The sequence below is a fragment of the Amycolatopsis stemonae genome (genome assembly GCF_054781455.1).
In genome coordinates, this window is sequence record NZ_BAAGUJ010000021.1 from 108,112 (window position 1) to 126,164 (window position 18,053).

Consider the following 18,053-nt stretch of genomic DNA (forward strand, 5'->3'; position numbering starts at 1 on the left):
AGTCCACACCCGGTTCGGGGTGTCTTGAGCAGCGGGAGGCTGGTCTACCGGTGAGCAACGGTGACGCTGTGCAGCAGGTGGCGGAGCTCGGTTTCTGGCGTGACCGCCTCGCCTCGGCACCGAAGGAGCTCGCGCTGCCGGTCGACCGGCCGTACGCCGCCTCGCCGGTCCTGGCCCGGCTCTCGCGGCCGTTGCCCGCGGTGGACGAGCTGACGCTCCTCGCGGCGTTCACCGTGCTCTTGTCCCGCTATGCGGGAACCGCCGACGTCGTGCTCGGCATCGGTTCGCTGGTGCCACTGCGGGTGGATCTCGGTGGCTCGCCCGGTTTTGCCGAGGTCGTCATGCGCGTCCGTGAGGCGCGCGAAGAAGCACTGGCGCACGAAGTCCCGTTCGCCGACCTGGTCGCCGAAGTGCGGCCGCAGCCCGGGCGTGGGGGAGCGGTGCTCGTCAACGTCGGCTTCGGCGCCGAGACGGACCTGCCCCTTGACCTGAACCTGACCGCGGACGGCGCGCACTACCGCGCCGACGTCCTCGACGAGTCCACTGTGGACCGCATGCTTGGGCACCTGGAGCACCTGCTGGCCGAAGCCTTGGCGAATCCACAGTGGCCGGTCGCGCGGCTGAGCCTGATGCCGGAGTCCGAGCTGCGCCGGATTCTCGAGGAGTGGAACGACACCGGCCTCGACACGCCGTTGTCGACCCTGCCGGAGCTGTTCGCCGCCCGCGTCCGGGAGGCTCCGGACGCCGTGGCGCTCGTGTTCGAGGACCAGGAGCTGACCTACGCCGAGCTGGACGCCCGCGCGAACCGGCTTGCTCACGTCCTCCTCGGACGCGGCGCCGGGCCGGAGCAGGTCGTCGCGCTCGCCGTACCGCGGTCCCTCGAAATGATCGTCGCCGAGCTGGCCGTCCTGAAAGCCGGGGCCGCGTACCTGCCGCTGGACCAGGACTACCCGGCCGAGCGGATCGCGTTCATGGTGGCCGACGCCCGGCCCGTCTGCGTCGTGACGACCGGCGAACTCGCCGACCGCTTCGACGGCGACGTCCTGCTGCTCGACGACGTTTCGTGGGACCCGGCACCGGACCCGGAAGCGGCGATCGTCCCGGCCAACGCCGCGTACGTCATCTACACGTCCGGCTCCACCGGACGGCCCAAGGGCGTCGTGGTGTCGCACGCGGGGGTCGCGAAGCTCGTCGCGACGCAGTCGGAGCGCTTCGGCGTCGGCCCGCACAGCCGGGTGCTGCAGTTCGCGTCGCCGAGCTTCGACGTCGCGTTCTGGGACCTCTGCCTCGGCCTGCTTTCCGGCGGCCGCCTGGTGATCGCCCCCGCCGAGCGGCGCGTGCCCGGCCCCGAGCTGGCCGAATACGCCCACGCCAACGGCGTCGACTTCATGATCCTGCCGCCCGCGCTGCTGGCCGAGTTCCCCGAAGACTGCGACCTGCCGCGCGACAGCGTCCTGCTGGCCGGCACCGAGCGTGTTTCACCGGAGCTGGTGCGGCGCTGGGCCCCGGGCCGGCGGATGTTCAACGCCTACGGCCCGACCGAAGCCACCACCAACTCGACGCTCGGGCTGTGCGACCCGGAGCTCGCGCCGGGCTCGGCCGTGCCGATCGGCGTCCCGGACCCCGGCACCCGCGCGTACGTCCTCGACGCCGCACTCGCGCCGGTCCCGATCGGGGTCACCGGCGAGCTGTACCTCGCGGGATCGGGCTTGGCACGCGGGTATCTCGGGCGCCCGGGGTTGACGTCGGAGCGGTTCGTGGCCGACCCGTTCGGTTCCGGCGGGCGCCTCTACCGGACCGGTGACCTGGTGAAATGGCTGCCGGACGGCCGGCTGGTGTTCCTCGGCCGCGCCGACGACCAGGTCAAGATCCGCGGCTACCGCATCGAACCGGGCGAGATCGAGTCGGTGCTCGCCGAGCACCCGCGCGTCGGCCAGTCGGTCGTCGTCGCGCAGGACGGGCAGCTCGTCGCCTACGCCGTGCCGGTGCCCGACCGCGACGAAGCCGCCGAGCAGGGGCACGTCGAGGAATGGCACGCCGTCCACGAGGAAATGCTCGCCGGGTCGACCGGCATCGAGGAGAACTTCGCCGGCTGGAACTCCAGCTACGACGGCTCGGACATCCCCCTCGACGAAATGCGCGAGTGGCACGCGGCCACCATCGACCGGATCCGCGCGCTGCGGCCCCGGCGCGTCCTCGAGATCGGCGTCGGCAGCGGGCTCATCCTGTCGCGGATCGCACCGGACGCCGAAACGTACTGGGGTGTCGACCTTTCCGAGAGCGCGGTGGCGAACGTCCGGCGCGAGGTCGCCGCGACGCCGTTCGCCGACCGGGTGCACCTCGCCGCCCGCCCGGCCCACGACCTGGGCGAACTGCCGGACGAACCGTTCGACACGGTGATCATCAACTCCGTGGCGCAGTACTTCCCGAGCGCCGGCTACCTCACCGAAGTGGTGAAGACGGCCGCCGGGGTGCTGGCGCCGGGCGGCACGCTCTTCCTCGGCGACATCCGGAACCTCCGGTCGCTGCGCGCGTTCCGCACGGCGGTCGAGCTGCGGCACGGCCGGGCCGACGTCGCCGCGGTCGACCAGGCGATCGCCCGTGAAGGCGAGCTGGTCCTGGACCCGGACTTCTTCCCGGCCCTGGCTCGCGGGCTCGATGGCTTCGACGACGTCGACCTGTGGGTGAAGCGCGGGGACGCGCACAACGAGCTGACCCGGCACCGCTACGACGTCGTCCTGCGCAAGGCGCCGAAGCCGGTGCCGGTCGAGGAGCAGGTCGTCGCGTTCGGGGATCTCGGCTCGGTGGAACGGTTCCTGGCCGCCGAGGCGCCGGCGCGGCTGCGCGTCACGGGCATCCCGGACGCGCGGCTGACCGGTGAGCTGGCGGCAGTGCGGGCCCTCGACGCGGGGGACGCCGAAGGGGCGTTGGCCGCGCTCGAACGACGTGACGGTGTTGACCCGGAGGCCCTGCACCGGCTCGGCGGGCGGGCCGGGTACCGGGTGGCGGTGACGTGGGCGGCGGACAGCGGCGGGCTCGAGGCCGTCTTCTCGAGGGGGGAAGACGGCCCGGCCGCCTACCGCCTGGTCCGGCCGACCGGCACACCCGCGTCGTACGCCAACAACCCGGCGGCCCGGCGCGAGACCGGCGCACTGGTGGCGTCGCTGCGGGCGCACGTCCGGGAGCGGCTGCCGCTGTACATGGTGCCGTCGGCGTTCGTCGTGCTGGACAGGCTGCCGGTGCTCGCCTCGGGCAAGCTGGACCGCAAGGCGCTGCCGAGCCCGGAGCGGTTCACCGCCGGGCCGGGCCGCGCGCCGCGCAACCCCGTCGAGCAGCTGCTGTGCGAGATGTTCGCCGACGTCCTCGGCGTGCCGCAGGCCGGGCCCGACGACGACTTCTTCGCCCTCGGCGGGCATTCCCTGCTCGCGACCCGGCTGATCCAGCGCATCCGCGCGGCCGTCGGGGCCGAGGTGCCGGTGCGGGCGGTGTTCGACGCGCCGACCCCGGCCGCGCTGGCGGAACTCCTGGCCGGTTCCGTGACGGGCACCGAGCGGGTGCCGCTCACCCGCGTGGCCGAGCGGCCGGACCGGCTGCCGCTGTCCTTCGCGCAGCAACGGCTCTGGTTCCTGCACGGGCTGGAAGGCGGCTCGGCGACGTACAACGTCCCGCTCGTCATGCAGCTGTCCGGCGAGCTGGACGTCGAGGCGCTGCGGTCGGCGCTGGACGACGTCGTCGCCCGGCACGAAGCGCTGCGGACGGTGTTCCCGACCGCGGACGGCGTGCCGTACCAGGAAGTTCTCCCCGAGGCGACGGTCGACTTGACTGTTCGCCCGATGGCCGGGTCCGAAGTGGACGAGCTCGTCCGTGGCGTGTTCGACCTCGGCGCGGGGGTGCCGGTGCGGGCCGCGCTGCTGACCGTCGACCCGCGGCGGCACGTGCTGGTCCTGGTCGTCCACCACATCGCCGCCGACGGCTGGTCGCTGACGCCGCTGTGGCGGGACATCGCCACGGCCTACCGCGCCCGGCTGCGCGGCGACGCTCCCGAGTGGACACCACTGCCGGTCCAGTACGCGGACTACTCGCTGTGGCAACGAGAACTGCTCGCCACCGAGGAGGCCGCCCAGCTCGGCTACTGGCGCACGACCCTGGCCGGCCTGCCCGAGCGGATCCCGCTCCCGCTGGACCGGCCGCACCCGGCGGTGTCCGCCTACCGCGGCGAGTTCTTCACCTTCACCTGGGACACCGTCCTGCAGGCCGGGCTCGCCGACCTCGCCCGAGCGTGCGGCGCCAGCCCGTTCATGGTCGTCCACGCGGGCCTGACCGCGTTGCTGTCGCGCCTCGGCGGCGGCACGGACATCCCGATCGGCACCCCGATCGCCGGCCGCACCGACCCCGCGTTGGACGACCTCGTCGGCTTCTTCGTCAACACGCTGGTGTTGCGGGTGGACACCGGCGGCGACCCGACGTTCCGCGACCTCGTCGCCCGCGTCCGCGAACGCAGCCTGGACGCCTACGCCCACCAGGACGTCCCGTTCGAGCGGCTGGTCGAGGCGCTGAACCCGGCCCGGTCGCTGGCGTACCACCCGCTGTTCCAGACCATGCTCGCCTGGCAGAACACGCCCGGCGCCGGTGTCGAACTGCCCGGGCTGACGGTCACCGAGCGGCCCGTCGGCACCGGTACGGCCAAGTTCGACCTCTGGTTCTCCCTCACCGAGCGCGCCGACGGCATCCACGGCCAGGCCGAGTTCAACGCCGAGGTCTTCGACCACGCGACCGTGACCGGCATCCTCGACCGCCTGGAAGTCCTGCTGCGCCAGGCCGTCGCGGCCCCGGACCGGCGGCTCGGCTCGCTGGACGTCCTGACCCCGGCCGAACGCGAAAGCCTGCCCGCGGTCTGGTCCGGCGCGACCGAGGGCGTCCCCGCGGTGACCGTGCCCGAACTGTTCGCGGCCCAGGTCGCGCGGACGCCCGAGGCCACGGCGCTGGTTTTCGAGGACGAAGAGCTCACCTACGCCGAGCTGGACGCCGTCTCGAACCGCCTCGCCCGCGTGCTGGCCCAGCGCGGCGCGGGACCCGAGCAGGTCGTCGCCCTGGCCCTGCCGCGCTCGACGCACCTGGTCACGGCCATCCTCGCCGTGCTCAAGACCGGCGCGGCCTACCTGCCCCTCGACCCGGGCTACCCGGCCGACCGCCTCGCGTTCATGCTCGAAGACGCGGCCCCGGTGCTGGTCCTGGACTCCGCCGACGACCTGCCGCCGCTCGACGGGGTCCCGGACGCGCCGCTCGACGTCGTGCTCAGGCCGGAGAACCCGGCGTACGTCATCTACACCTCCGGTTCGACGGGCCGGCCCAAAGGCGTCGTCGTCCCGCACGCGGGGATCGTGAACCGGCTGCTGTGGATGCAGGCCGAGTACGGCCTGACCGGCGACGACCGGGTCCTGCAGAAGACGCCGTCGAGCTTCGACGTCTCCGTCTGGGAGTTCCTGTGGCCGCTGATCACCGGCGCCACCGAGATTCTCGCCCGGCCGGACGGGCACCGGGACCCCGCCTACCTCGCGCGGCTGATCCGCGACCGCGGGATCACGACCGTCCACTTCGTCCCGTCGATGCTCCGGGTCTTCCTGCAGGAGCCGGCCGCGGGGGAGTGCACGAGCCTGCGCCGGGTGCTGTGCAGCGGCGAAGCCCTGCCGCCCGACGCGGTCGTGCAGTTCGGCGAGGTCTTGGACGCCGAGCTGCACAACCTCTACGGCCCGACCGAAGCCTCGGTGGACGTGACGTCCTGGCGGACGTCCACTGAGGACACGACCGTCCCGATCGGACGTCCCGTGTGGAACACGCGGACGTACGTGCTCGACGCCGCACTGCGTCCGGTGCCGCCGGGCACGGCCGGTGAGCTGTACCTGGCGGGCGTCCAGCTCGCCCGTGGCTACCTCGGCCGACCCGGGCTCAGCGCGGAACGGTTCGTCGCGTCGCCGTTCGAGCCGGGGGAGCGGATGTACCGCACCGGGGACCTGGCGCGCTTCCGTCCCGACGGCGTCCTCGAGTTCCTCGGCCGCGGCGACGAGCAGATCAAGATCCGCGGCTTCCGCGTCGAACCCGGCGAGATCGCGGCCACGCTCGCCGCGCACGACGACGTCGCGCACGCCGTGGTCGTCGCGCGCGAAGACCGGCCGGGCGACGTCCGCCTGGTCGGCTACGTCGTCCCCGCCGACACCCCGGCGAGCGCCGGCGACGAGACCGAGCAGGTCGGCGAGTGGCGCGAGCTGTACGACTCGGTGTACGCGGGCGCCGGCGACGAGTTCGCGGGCTGGAACTCCAGCCACACCGGTGAACCGATCCCGCGCGCGGAGATGCGCGAGTGGCGGGACGCGATCGTCACGCGGATCCGGGAGCTGCGGCCGCGGCGCGTGCTCGAGATCGGCGTCGGGACCGGCCTGCTCCTCACGGAACTGGCGCCGCACTGCGAGTCCTACTGGGGCACGGACTTCTCGGCCGAGGTCATCGCGTCGCTGGGCTCGCGCGTGGCCACCGACCCCGGACTCGCCGGGCGCGTCGAACTGCGCACCGCCGACGCCGCCGACGTGTCCGGCCTGCCCGCGGGGTACTTCGACACCATCGTGCTCAACTCCGTCGTCCAGTACTTCCCCAGCGGGACGTACCTCCTCGACGTGCTGCGCAAGGCCGTGGACCTGCTCGCGCCGGGTGGCTCGGTGTTCGTCGGCGACGTCCGGGACCTGCGTCAGGTCCGGGCGTTCCACGCCGCGGTGGCGGAGGCCCGCGGCGGCGACGTCGAGCAGGGTCTGCTGCGGGAGAAGGAACTGCTCGTCGCCCCCGAGTTCTTCGCCGGGCTCGACGAGGTCGCGGCGGACATCCGCGTCAAGCGCGGCCGGGCGGTCAACGAGCTGACCCAGTACCGCTACGACGTCACCCTGCGTCCGGGCCCGGCCGCGGCCCCCGAGGTCCCCACGCTCCGGTGGGGCACCGAGGTGTCCGCTGTGGACGAAGTCACCGGTCCGTGCCGGATCGAACGCGTGCCGAACGCCCGCACCGCACCGGACGGGGTGAACCCCGAAGACTGGTACGCCTTCGGTGAGGCGCAGGGCTACCGCACGGTCGTGACCTGGTCCGCCGAGGGCGACGGGTCCGTGGACGTCGTCTTCACGACCGGCGACACCGCGGGCGCGTTCCGGCCGGGCAGCGAGCCGCTGCTGTCCTACACCGGCAACCCCGGCCGCTTCCGGCGGATCAGCACGCTGACCGCGGACCTGCGGACCCTCGCCGCCGACCGGCTGCCGGAGCACATGGTGCCCTCGGCGATCGTCGTGCTCGACGCGCTCCCGGTGACGGCCAACGGCAAGCTCGACCGCCGCGCCCTGCCGTCGCCGGACCCGGTCGCGCCGACGTCCGGCCGCGAGCCGCGCACGCCGGCCGAACGGCAGCTGTGCGAGCTGTTCGCCGACGTCCTCGGCCTGCCGCGCGTCGGCCCCGACGACAGCTTCTTCGCCCTGGGCGGGCATTCGCTGCTGGCCACCCGGCTCATCGCCCGCATCCGCGCGACGCTGAACGCCGAGCTGGAGGTCCGGTCGGTGTTCGAGACGCCGACCGCCGCCGGGCTGGCCGGCCTGCTCGCCACGAGCGGCACGCCCGCCCGCCCGCCGCTCGTCCCGGCGGTGCGGCCCTCACCGGTGCCGCTGTCCGGTGCGCAGAAGCGGCTGTGGTTCCTGCACCACCTCGAAGGCCCGTCGGCGACCTACAACGTGCCGCTCGTCATGCGGCTCGAAGGCGGGCTCGACGTCGAAGCGCTCAGGGCAGCACTGTCCGATGTGGTCACGCGGCACGAGGTGCTGCGGACGCGGTTCCCGCAGCGGGACGGCGTGCCGTACCAGGACATCCTCCCGGCCGGAGACGTCGAGCTGCCGGTGCGCGAGGTCGCCGACCTCGACGCGGCGCTGACCGCTCTCGTCCGCGGCTCGTTCGACCTGGAACGGCACGCCCCGATGCGCGCCGAGCTGCTCCGGACCGGCGAGCGTGAGCACGTCTTCGCGCTGGTGTTCCACCACATCGCCTCCGACGGCTGGTCGATGGCTCCGCTGTGGCGGGACATCGCCACGGCCTACGCCGCGCGGAGCGCCGGGCGGAATCCACAGTGGACACCATTGCCGGTGCAGTACGCGGACTACACGCTGTGGCAGCGGGATCTGCTCGGCAGCGAAGACGATCCGGACAGCGTGCTCAGCACCCAGCTCGACTACTGGCGCGACACCCTGGACGGCCTGCCGGACCGCATCGAGCTGCCCCTGGACCGCCCGCACCCGGCCACCGCCACCTTCCGCGGCGAGCTGCACACCTTCACCTGGGACGCCGAGCTCCACGCCCGCCTGACCGAGCTGGCCCGGGAATCCGGCGCCAGCGTGTTCATGGTGGTGCACGCGGCCCTCGCCGCTCTGCTCACCCGGCTCGGCGCGGGCACGGACGTCCCGATCGGCTCGCCCATCGCCGGCCGCACCGATCCGGCGCTCGACGACCTCGTCGGGTTCTTCGTCAACACGCTCGTCCTGCGCGTCGACACCGGGGGCGAGCCGTCGTTCCGCGACCTCGTGTCGCGGGTCCGTGAGCGCAACCTCGACGCGTACGCCCACCAGGACGTGCCGTTCGAGCGGCTCGTCGAGGTGCTCAACCCGGCGCGGTCCCTGTCGTACCACCCGCTGTTCCAGGTCATGCTCGCCGGGCAGAACAACGCCCGCGCCGAAGTCACCCTGCCGGGCCTGGCCGTGACGGAGATCCCGGTGACCACCGGAACGTCGAAGTTCGACCTGGCGATCTCGCTGACCGAGCGCGAAACCGGGATCGCCGGCGTGCTGGAGTTCAACGCCGACGTCTTCGACCACCCGGGCGCGGACGCGATCCTGCGCCGCCTGGAAGTCCTGCTGCGCGCGGCCCTGGCCGAGCCGGATCGCCCGGTCGGCGCCCTCGACCTGCTGACCGGCGACGAGCGTGACCAGGTCCTGACCCGCTGGGCCGGATCGCCCGACCCGGCGGGCACCGAGACGTTCCCGGGCCTGTTCGCCCGCCGCGTCGCGGAAGCCCCGGACGCGGTGGCGTTGGTCTTCGAGGACGTCGAACTGACGTATGCCGAGGTCGACGCCCGCGCCAACCGGCTCGCGCACCTGCTGCTCGAGCGCGGCGCCGGGCCCGAACAGGTCGTCGCGCTCGCCGTGCCGCGGTCGGTCGAGATGATCGTCGCGGAGCTGGCCGTGCTCAAGGCGGGCGCGGCCTACCTGCCGGTCGACGTCGACTACCCCGGCGACCGGATCGCCTACATGGTCGAGGACGCTCGCCCGGTCTGCGTCGTCACGACCCGGGAGATCGACGCGAAGCTGCCCGCGGACGTGCCGCGCGTCCTGCTCGACGACCCGGCCCTCGGCACACTGTCCACTGAGGACCCGGCCGTCGAGGTCAAGCCGGAGAACGCGGCGTACGTGCTCTACACGTCCGGTTCGTCCGGGCGGCCGAAGGGCGTCGTCCTGCAGCATTCGGGCGTCGCGAAGCTGGTCGCCACCCAGGTCGAGCGGTTCGGGATCGGCCCGCACAGCCGGGTGCTGCAGTTCGCGTCGCCGAGCTTCGACGTCGCCTTCTGGGACCTCTGCCTCGGCCTGCTCTCGGGGGGCCGCCTGGTCGTGGTCCCGGCCGAGCGCCGGGTCGCGGGTCCGGCGCTGAGCGAATACGCCTTCGCGCACGGCGTGGACTTCATGATCCTGCCGCCCGCGCTGCTCGACGCCATGCCGGAGGACTGCGACCTCCCGCGCGACAGCGTCCTGCTCGCCGGCACCGAGCGCGTGTCGCCGGAGCTGATCCGGCGGTGGGCGCCGGGCCGCCGGATGTTCAACGCCTACGGCCCGACCGAGGCGACGACCAACTCGACCCTGGGCGAGAGCGACCCGGCCGAGCTGGCGGACGCCACGGTCGTCCCGATCGGCATCCCCGACCCCGGCACGCGCGCGTACGTGCTCGACGCCCGGCTGCGGCCGGTCCCGCCCGGTGTGGTGGGGGAGCTGTACCTCGCCGGTTCGGGCCTGGCCCGCGGCTACCTCGGGCGCCCCGGCTTGACGTCGGCACGGTTCGTCGCGGACCCCTTCGGCTCCGGTGGGAGGCTCTACCGCACCGGTGACCTGGTGAAATGGCTGCCGGACGGCCGTCTCGTGTTCCTCGGGCGAGCCGACGACCAGGTCAAGATCCGCGGCTACCGCATCGAGCCGGGCGAGATCGAGGCCGTGCTCGCCGAGCACCCGGCCGTCGGGCGGTCCGTCGTCCTCGCGCACGACGGGCGGCTCGTCGCCTACGCCGTCCCGGCCGCGAGCCGGGACGAAGAAGCGGAACTGGACCACGTCGGCGAATGGCGCGAGCTGCACGAGAACGTCTTCACCGAGGCGGCGTCGGGCGGGCTGGAGGAGAACTTCACGGGCTGGAACTCCAGCTACGACGGCTCCGAAATCCCCCTCGACGAGATGCGCGAGTGGCATGCGGCCACCATCGACCGGATCCGCGCGCTGCACCCGAAGCGGGTCCTCGAGATCGGCGTCGGCAGCGGGCTGATCCTGTCCCGGATCGCGCCCGACGCCGAGGCGTACTGGGGCGTCGACCTGTCCGAGCGCGCCATCGCGAACCTGCGGCGAGAGCTCGCCGCGACGCCGTTCGCGGACAAGGTCCACCTGGCCGCGCGCCCGGCGCACGACCTGGGCGAGTTGCCGGACGAGCCGTTCGACACCGTGGTCATCAACTCCGTGGCGCAGTACTTCCCGAGCGTCGGCTACCTCGCCGAGGTCGTCCGCACGGCCGCGGCGCACGTCCGGCCGGGCGGCGTGCTCTTCCTCGGCGACATCCGGAACCTGCGCTCGCTGCGGGCGTTCCGGACGGCGACCGAGCTGCGGCACGGCCGCCGGACCGCGGCGGCGGTCGACCAGGCCGTCGCGCGCGAGGGCGAACTGGTGCTCGACCCGGACTTCTTCGCGGCCCTGGCTCGCGGTCTGGACGGCTTCGAGGACGTCGACCTGTGGGTGAAGCGCGGGCGCGCGCACAACGAGCTGACCCGGCACCGCTACGACGTCGTCCTCCGGAAGGCGCCCAAACCGGCGCCGGTCGAGGAGACCGTTGTCCCGTTCACGTCGCTCGACGAGCTGGCGCGGGTGCTGGCCGAACGCCCGGCGCGGCTGCGGGTCACCGGCGTCCCGGACGCGCGGCTGTCCGGCGAACTGGCCGCGGTCGCCGCGCTCGCCGAAGGTGACGCCGATGCGGCCCTGTCCGCGTTGGCCGCCGATCCGTCCGGAGTGGACATCGAGAACCTGCCCGACCTCGGGTACGGCGTCTACGCGGCACCTGCGCAGCCGGGTGTGCTCGAGGTCGTGTTCACCACCGGTGAGCCGACGCGCATCCACCGCGCGCGCCCGGCCCGGGCCGCTCTGGCCGGTCTGGGGAACCACCCGGCCGGGCAACGGGACACCAGTGCCCTGGTCTCGGCCCTGCGGGCCCACGTCCGCGACCGGCTGCCGCAGTACATGGTGCCGTCGGCGTTCGTCGTCCTCGACCGGCTGCCGCTGCTCGCGTCGGGCAAGCTCGACCGGCGCGCGCTCCCCAGCCCCGGCCGGCAGACCGCGACTGCGAGCCGCGCGCCGCGTACCCCGGTCGAGGAAGTCCTCTGCGGGTTGTTCGCCGAGGTCCTCGACGCCGCGTCGATCGGCGTCGACGACGACTTCTTCGCCCTCGGCGGGCATTCGCTGATGGCGACCCGGCTCGTCGCGCGGCTGCGCGCGGTGTTCGGCGTCGAACTGCAGGTGCGGTCGGTGTTCGAGACGCCGACCGTCGCCGGGCTGGCCGCCCTGCTGTCCACTCAGGACGCCTCGGTCGCGCGACCGGCGCTGGTGCGCGTCGAGCCGCGTCCGGAGGTGCTGCCGCTGTCGTTCGCCCAGCAACGCCTGTGGTTCCTGCACCGGCTGGAAGGCCCGTCGGCGACCTACGCCATGCCGACCGCGGTCCGGCTGACCGGCGAACTCGACTTCGACGCGCTGCGCACGGCGTTGTCCGATGTGGTCGAACGCCACGAAGCACTCCGCACGGTGTTCCCGGAGATCGACGGCGAGGCCCGGCAGCTGATCCTCGACGACGTCACGATCCCGCTGCCGACCCGGACGGTCACGGAGGCCACGCTCGCCGGCGCGGTGTCCGAGGCGGCTCGCACGGTGTTCGAGCTGGAGTCCGACATCCCGCTGCGCGCCGAGCTGCTTCGCCTGGGCGATCGCGAGCACGTCCTGGTGCTCGTGTTCCACCACATCGCGTCCGACGGCTGGTCGACCGCACCGCTGTGGCGCGACCTCGCGACGGCCTACACCGCCCGCCGGGCCGGTGACGCTCCTCAGTGGACTCCGCTGCCGGTGCAGTACGCGGACTACACGCTCTGGCAGCGGGACGCCCTCGGCGAACCGGTCATCGAACCGCAGCTGGCGTACTGGCGGGAGGCGCTGGCGGACCTGCCGGAGCGGATCGAGCTGCCGACGGACCGCCCGCACCCGGCGGAAACGTCCTACCGGGGTGCGCAGTTCGCCTTCGGCTGGGACGCCGAACTCCACAGTGGACTCGTCGAGCTGGCCCGCGCCTGCGGCGCCAGCGTGTTCATGGTCGTGCACGCCGGGCTCACGGCGGTGCTCACCCGGCTCGGCGCGGGCACCGACATCCCGCTCGGCACGTCCGTCGCCGGCCGCACCGACCCCGCGTTGGACGACCTCGTCGGCTTCTTCGTCAACACGCTGGTGTTGCGGGTGGACACCGGCGGCGACCCGTCGTTCCGCGAGCTCGTGGCCCGCGTCCGGGAGCGCAGCCTGGACGCCTACGCGCACCAGGACGTCCCGTTCGAGCGGCTGGTCGAGGCGCTGAACCCGGTGCGCTCGCTGGCGTACCACCCGCTGTTCCAGACGATGCTCGCCTGGCAGAACAACGCCGTCGCGGACCTGGTGCTGCCCGGGTTGACGGTGGCCGAGGAGCCGGTCCGCACCGGCACCGCGCGGGCCGACCTGACGTTCTTCGTCGGCGAGAAGCCCGGTCACCGGACCGGGATCCGCGGCACCGCCGAGTACAACAGCGACGTCTTCGACCGCGCCGGCGTCGAGGCGATCCTCGAACGGCTGCGCATGCTGCTGAAGGCCGTCGTGACCGACCCGGACACCCGGATCGGCGCGGTCGACCTGCTCACCGCCGCCGAGCACGAACAGCTCGCCCCCGGCGCCGCGACACTGCTCCCGGCGGAGACGCCCGCCGAGCTGTTCGCGGCCCAGGTCGCGCGGACCCCGGACGCTCCCGCGCTGGTGTTCGGCGGTCAGACCCTGACCTTCGCGGAGCTGGACCGGCGGGCCACCACCCTCGCCCGGGCGTTGCTCGCGCGGGGCGCCGGACCGGAGCGGGTCGTGGCGGTCGCGCTGCCACGGTCGGCGAACCTGGTCGTCGCGCTGCTGGCCGTGCTCAAGACCGGCGCGGCCTCCCTGCCGCTGGACCTGAACCACCCGGCCGAGCGCGTCGAGCTGATGCTCGCGGACGCCGCACCCCACCTCGTCGTCGCCGAGGACGGCTTCGGCGACCGGCTGGTCCGGCCCGGCGACACCGGCGCCGCGGCCGCGTGGCCGGTGATCAGCCCGGACAACCCGGCGTACGTGATCTTCACGTCCGGCTCGACCGGTCGCCCGAAGGCGGTCGCGGGCACGCAGCGGGCCCTGGCCAACCGGCTGCACTGGGGCCGCGAAGCCGCCCAGGGCGTGCGGATCGCCAAGAGCGCGCTGACGTTCATCGACGGCTCGACCGAGCTGCTCGGCGGGCTGGTCGCGGGCGACGCGGTCGTCCTGGCCGACGACGCGACGGCCACCGACCCGCTCGCCTTGGCCGAGCTGGTCCGCACGTCCGGCGCGCAGGTGCTGACCGTCGTCCCGAGTCTGCTCGACACCTTCGCCGAGGACGCCCCGGCGGGCGCGTTCGACTCCGTGACGACGTGGGTCACCAGTGGCGAACCGCTCTCCGACGCCCTCGCCGAGAAGGTCGCGCTGAAGTGGCCGGCCGCGAAGCTGGTCAACCTCTACGGCTGCTCGGAGGCCGCGGGCGACAGCCTCGCGCAGGTCTGCGGGCCGGTGGCCCTCGGGCGGCCGATCGCGAACACCCGCGCGCACGTCCTCGACGCCGGGCTGCGGCCGGTGCCGCCGGGCGTGCGCGGTGAGCTGTACCTGGCCGGTGCCGGGCTCGCGCGCGGCTACCTCGGGCGTCCGGCGCTCAGCGCGGACCGGTTCGTCGCGTCGCCGTTCGAGGCGGGGGAGCGGATGTACCGCACCGGCGACCTGGTCCGCCGCCGGCCCGACGGTGCCCTCGAGTTCCTGGGCCGCGCCGACCAGCAGATCAAGATCCGCGGCTTCCGCGTCGAACCGGGCGAGGTCGAAGCCGTGCTGACGGCGGACGCTTCGGTGGCGCGCGCGGCCGTGATCGCGCGGGAGAGCCGGCTGATCGCCTACGTCGCACCGGCGGGCGATCCCACGGCGTTGCGCGCACGGGTTGCCGAGTGCTTGCCGGAGTACCTGGTGCCCTCGGCCGTCGTGGTGCTGCCCGAACTTCCGGTGAACGCCAACGGGAAGCTCGACTGCGCCGCCCTGCCCGACCCCGCGGTCCGGACCTCGGACCGGGTCGCGCGGACCCCGGCCGAGCAGGCGCTGTGCGACCTCTTCGCCGACGTCCTCGGCGTGCCGCAGGCCGGGCCGGACGACGGGTTCTTCACCCTCGGTGGCCACTCGCTGCTCGCCACGCGGCTGGTCAGCCGGATCCGCGCCCTGCTCGGCGTCGAGGTCCCGATCCGGGCGGTCTTCGACGCGCCGACCCCGGCCCGCCTCGCCGAACTGCTGGACCCCGGGCGGCAGAGCCGTCCCGCGCTGGTCCCGGCGGACCGGCCCGCGGTCCTGCCGCTGTCGTTCGCCCAGCAGCGGCTCTGGTTCCTCGACCGCCTGGACGGCCTGAACGCGACCTACAACATCCCGTGGGCGTGGGAGCTGACCGGCCGCGTGGACGTCGACGCCCTGCGCGCGGCGCTGGGCGATGTCGTGGCTCGGCACGAGATCCTCCGGACGGTGATCGTCGAAGAGCACGGCACGCCGCGTCAGATCGTCCTGGACGCGGGCGACGACCGAGCCCGGCCCGTGCTGGTCACGGAAACGACGGCGGATCCCGACGAGCGCGTCACCGCCGCGGCGTCGTACTGCTTCACCCTCGACGCCGAGATCCCGGTCCGCGCCACGCTCGTGTCCGCGGGGCCCGGGCGGCACGTGTTCGTGCTGCTGGTGCACCACATCGCGGGCGACGGCTGGTCGCTGCCGCCGCTGAAGCGGGACCTCGACACGGCCTACGCGGCCCGCCTGCGCGGTCAACGTCCACAATGGACGAAGTTGCCGGTGCAGTACGCGGACTACACGCTGTGGCAGCGGGAGATGCTCGGCCGGGCCGACGACCCGGACAGTGTCCTCGGCCGCCAAGCGGCGTTCTGGCGCGCCACGCTCGCCGGGATCCCCGACGAGCTGGCGCTGCCCGCGGACCGGCCCCGTCCGGCCCGCTCGACCAACCGCGGCGCGGCCGTGCCGTTCACCGTGCCCGCCGACGTCCACAACGGACTCCGCGAGCTGGGCCACGGCAGCGGCACCAGCACGTTCATGGTGCTGCAGGCGGCTCTCGCGGCGCTGCTCACGCGGCTCGGCGCGGGCACCGACATCCCGCTCGGCACACCGGTCGCGGGCCGCACCGACCACGCGCTGGAGGACCTGGCCGGGTTCTTCGTCAACACGCTCGTCCTGCGCACGGACACCGGCGGCGACCCGACGTTCCGCGAGCTGCTGGACCGGGTCCGCGAGGCCGACCTCGCCGCGTACGCCCACCAGGACCTGCCGTTCGAGCACCTCGTCGAGCTGCTCAACCCGGCCCGGTCCCTGGCCCGGCACCCGCTGTTCCAGGTGATGCTCGCGGTCTACCACTCGGGTGCCGAACAGGAGCGGCTGCTCGGGCTCGACGCGTCCTACCGGGACACCGGGCTGCGGCAGGCGAAGTTCGACCTGTCGTTCGACCTCGTCGAAACCCCCGGCGGCATCGACGGTGACCTCGAGTTCAGCCTCGACCTCTTCGACGAGCCGACCGCCCGGACCCTCACCGAGCGCCTGGTGCGGCTGATGACCGCGGTCGTCGCCGACCCGGACCGGCCGCTGAGCCGGATCGACGTCCTGGACCCGGCCGAGCGCCACCGGATCGTCGCCGAGTGGGGCGCGGGCGAGCCGCTGACCACGGCCGCGCCGACGGTCGTCGACCGGCTGGCCGCGCAGGTGGCGGCGACGCCGGACGCGACCGCGCTGAGCGACGCCGGCGGCAGCGTCACCTTCGCGGAGTTCGCGACCCGGACCGACCGCCTGGCCCGGTGGCTGGCGGCCCGGGGCGCGGGTCCGGAGAAGGTCGTGGCCTTGGTGCTGCCACGCTCGGCGGCGGTCGTCGAGGCGATCTTCGGCGTGTTCAAGACCGGCGCCGCGTACCTGCCGGTGGACCCGGACCAGCCGGCCGACCGGATCTCGGCGATCCTCGCCGACGCCGGTGCCGCGCTGGTGCTCACCAGCCGCGCGCTGGCCTCGCCGGTGCCCGGAGCCCTGTTCGTCGAGGACATTGTGGACAGTGACGCGTCCCTGACACCGCCGTCGCCCGCGAACCCGGCGTATGTGCTTTATACGTCCGGCTCGACGGGCCAGCCCAAGGGAGTCGTCATCCCGCATTCGGGGCTGGTGAACTTGTTCCACAGCCACCGCGAGACGCTCTACCGCCCGGCCGTCGCCGCGGCGGGCGGGCGGCGGTTGCGGGTCGGCCACGCCTGGGCGTTCTTCTTCGACGCCTCGTGGCAGCCGCAGTTGTGGCTGCTGGACGGGCACGAGGTGCACGTCGTCGACGACGACACGCGCCGCGATCCCGTGCGGCTGGCCGCGGTGGTGCGCGAACGCGGGCTCGACTTCCTCGAGCTGACGCCGTCGCACTTCGCGCAACTGGCGGAGGCGGGCGTGATCGAGGACGGTTCGTGTGCGCTGGGCGTCGTCGGCGTCGGCGGCGAGGCCGTGTCCCAGACGCTGTGGGAGACGCTGCGGTCGATGCCGGGTACCGCGGCGTACAACCTCTACGGCCCGACCGAGGCCACAGTGGACGCGCTGGTCGGGCGGTTCGCCGACGCGGACCGGCCGGTGGTCGGGCGGCCCGTGCACAACGCCCGCGCGTACGTCCTCGACGGGGGCCTGACGTCGGTCCCGGCGGGCGTGCCCGGCGAGCTGTACCTGGCCGGCGCCGGGCTGGCCCGCGGCTACCACGAGCGTCCCGCGCTCACCGCGGGCCGGTTCGTCGCCGACCCGTTCGGGCCGCCGGGGGAGCGGATGTACCGCACCGGCGACCTGGTGCGGTGGCGGCCCGACGGGCAGCTCGAGTACCTCGGCCGCACGGACGACCAGGTCAAGCTCCGCGGCTTCCGGATCGAGCCGGGCGAGATCGAGACGACCTTGGCGCGCCACGACGACGTGGACCAGGCGCTCGTCGTCGTCCGGCAAGACCGGCTGGTCGCCTACACCACCCCGGCGACCGCGGATCCGGTGTGGCTGCGGGAGTTCGCGGCCCGGTCGCTGCCCGGGTACATGGTGCCCGCGGCGATCGTCCCGCTGGACGCGTTCCCCGTGACCCCCAACGGGAAGCTCGACAAGGCCGCCCTGCCGGTGCCCGGGTTCGAGACCCGCGGCCGGGCGCCGGAAACCCCGCTGGAGAAGACCCTCTGCGAAGTCTTCGCGGAGGTCCTGGACGTCGGCACGGTCGGTGCCGACGACGACCTGTTCGCCCTCGGCGGGCATTCGATGCTGCTCGTGGTCCTGCGCGACCGGATCACCGAGCGGCTCGGGACCGAGGTCCCGATCGCCGAGTTCTTCCGTACCCCCACGGCGGCCGGACTTGCCGCCCTGGTGACCCGAGACGCGAGGTAG

At 73.6% G+C, this 18,053-nt stretch carries 1 protein-coding gene; it reads left to right on the forward strand.

Annotated elements, in window-relative coordinates; translation table 11 throughout:
- The first annotated feature begins 50 nt into the window (after window positions 1-50).
- Window positions 51-18,053: an amino acid adenylation domain-containing protein gene (locus tag ACYVLJ_RS43490; protein ID WP_460443083.1), complete on the forward strand. Its 18,003-nt coding sequence runs from the start codon at window positions 51-53 to the stop codon at window positions 18,051-18,053.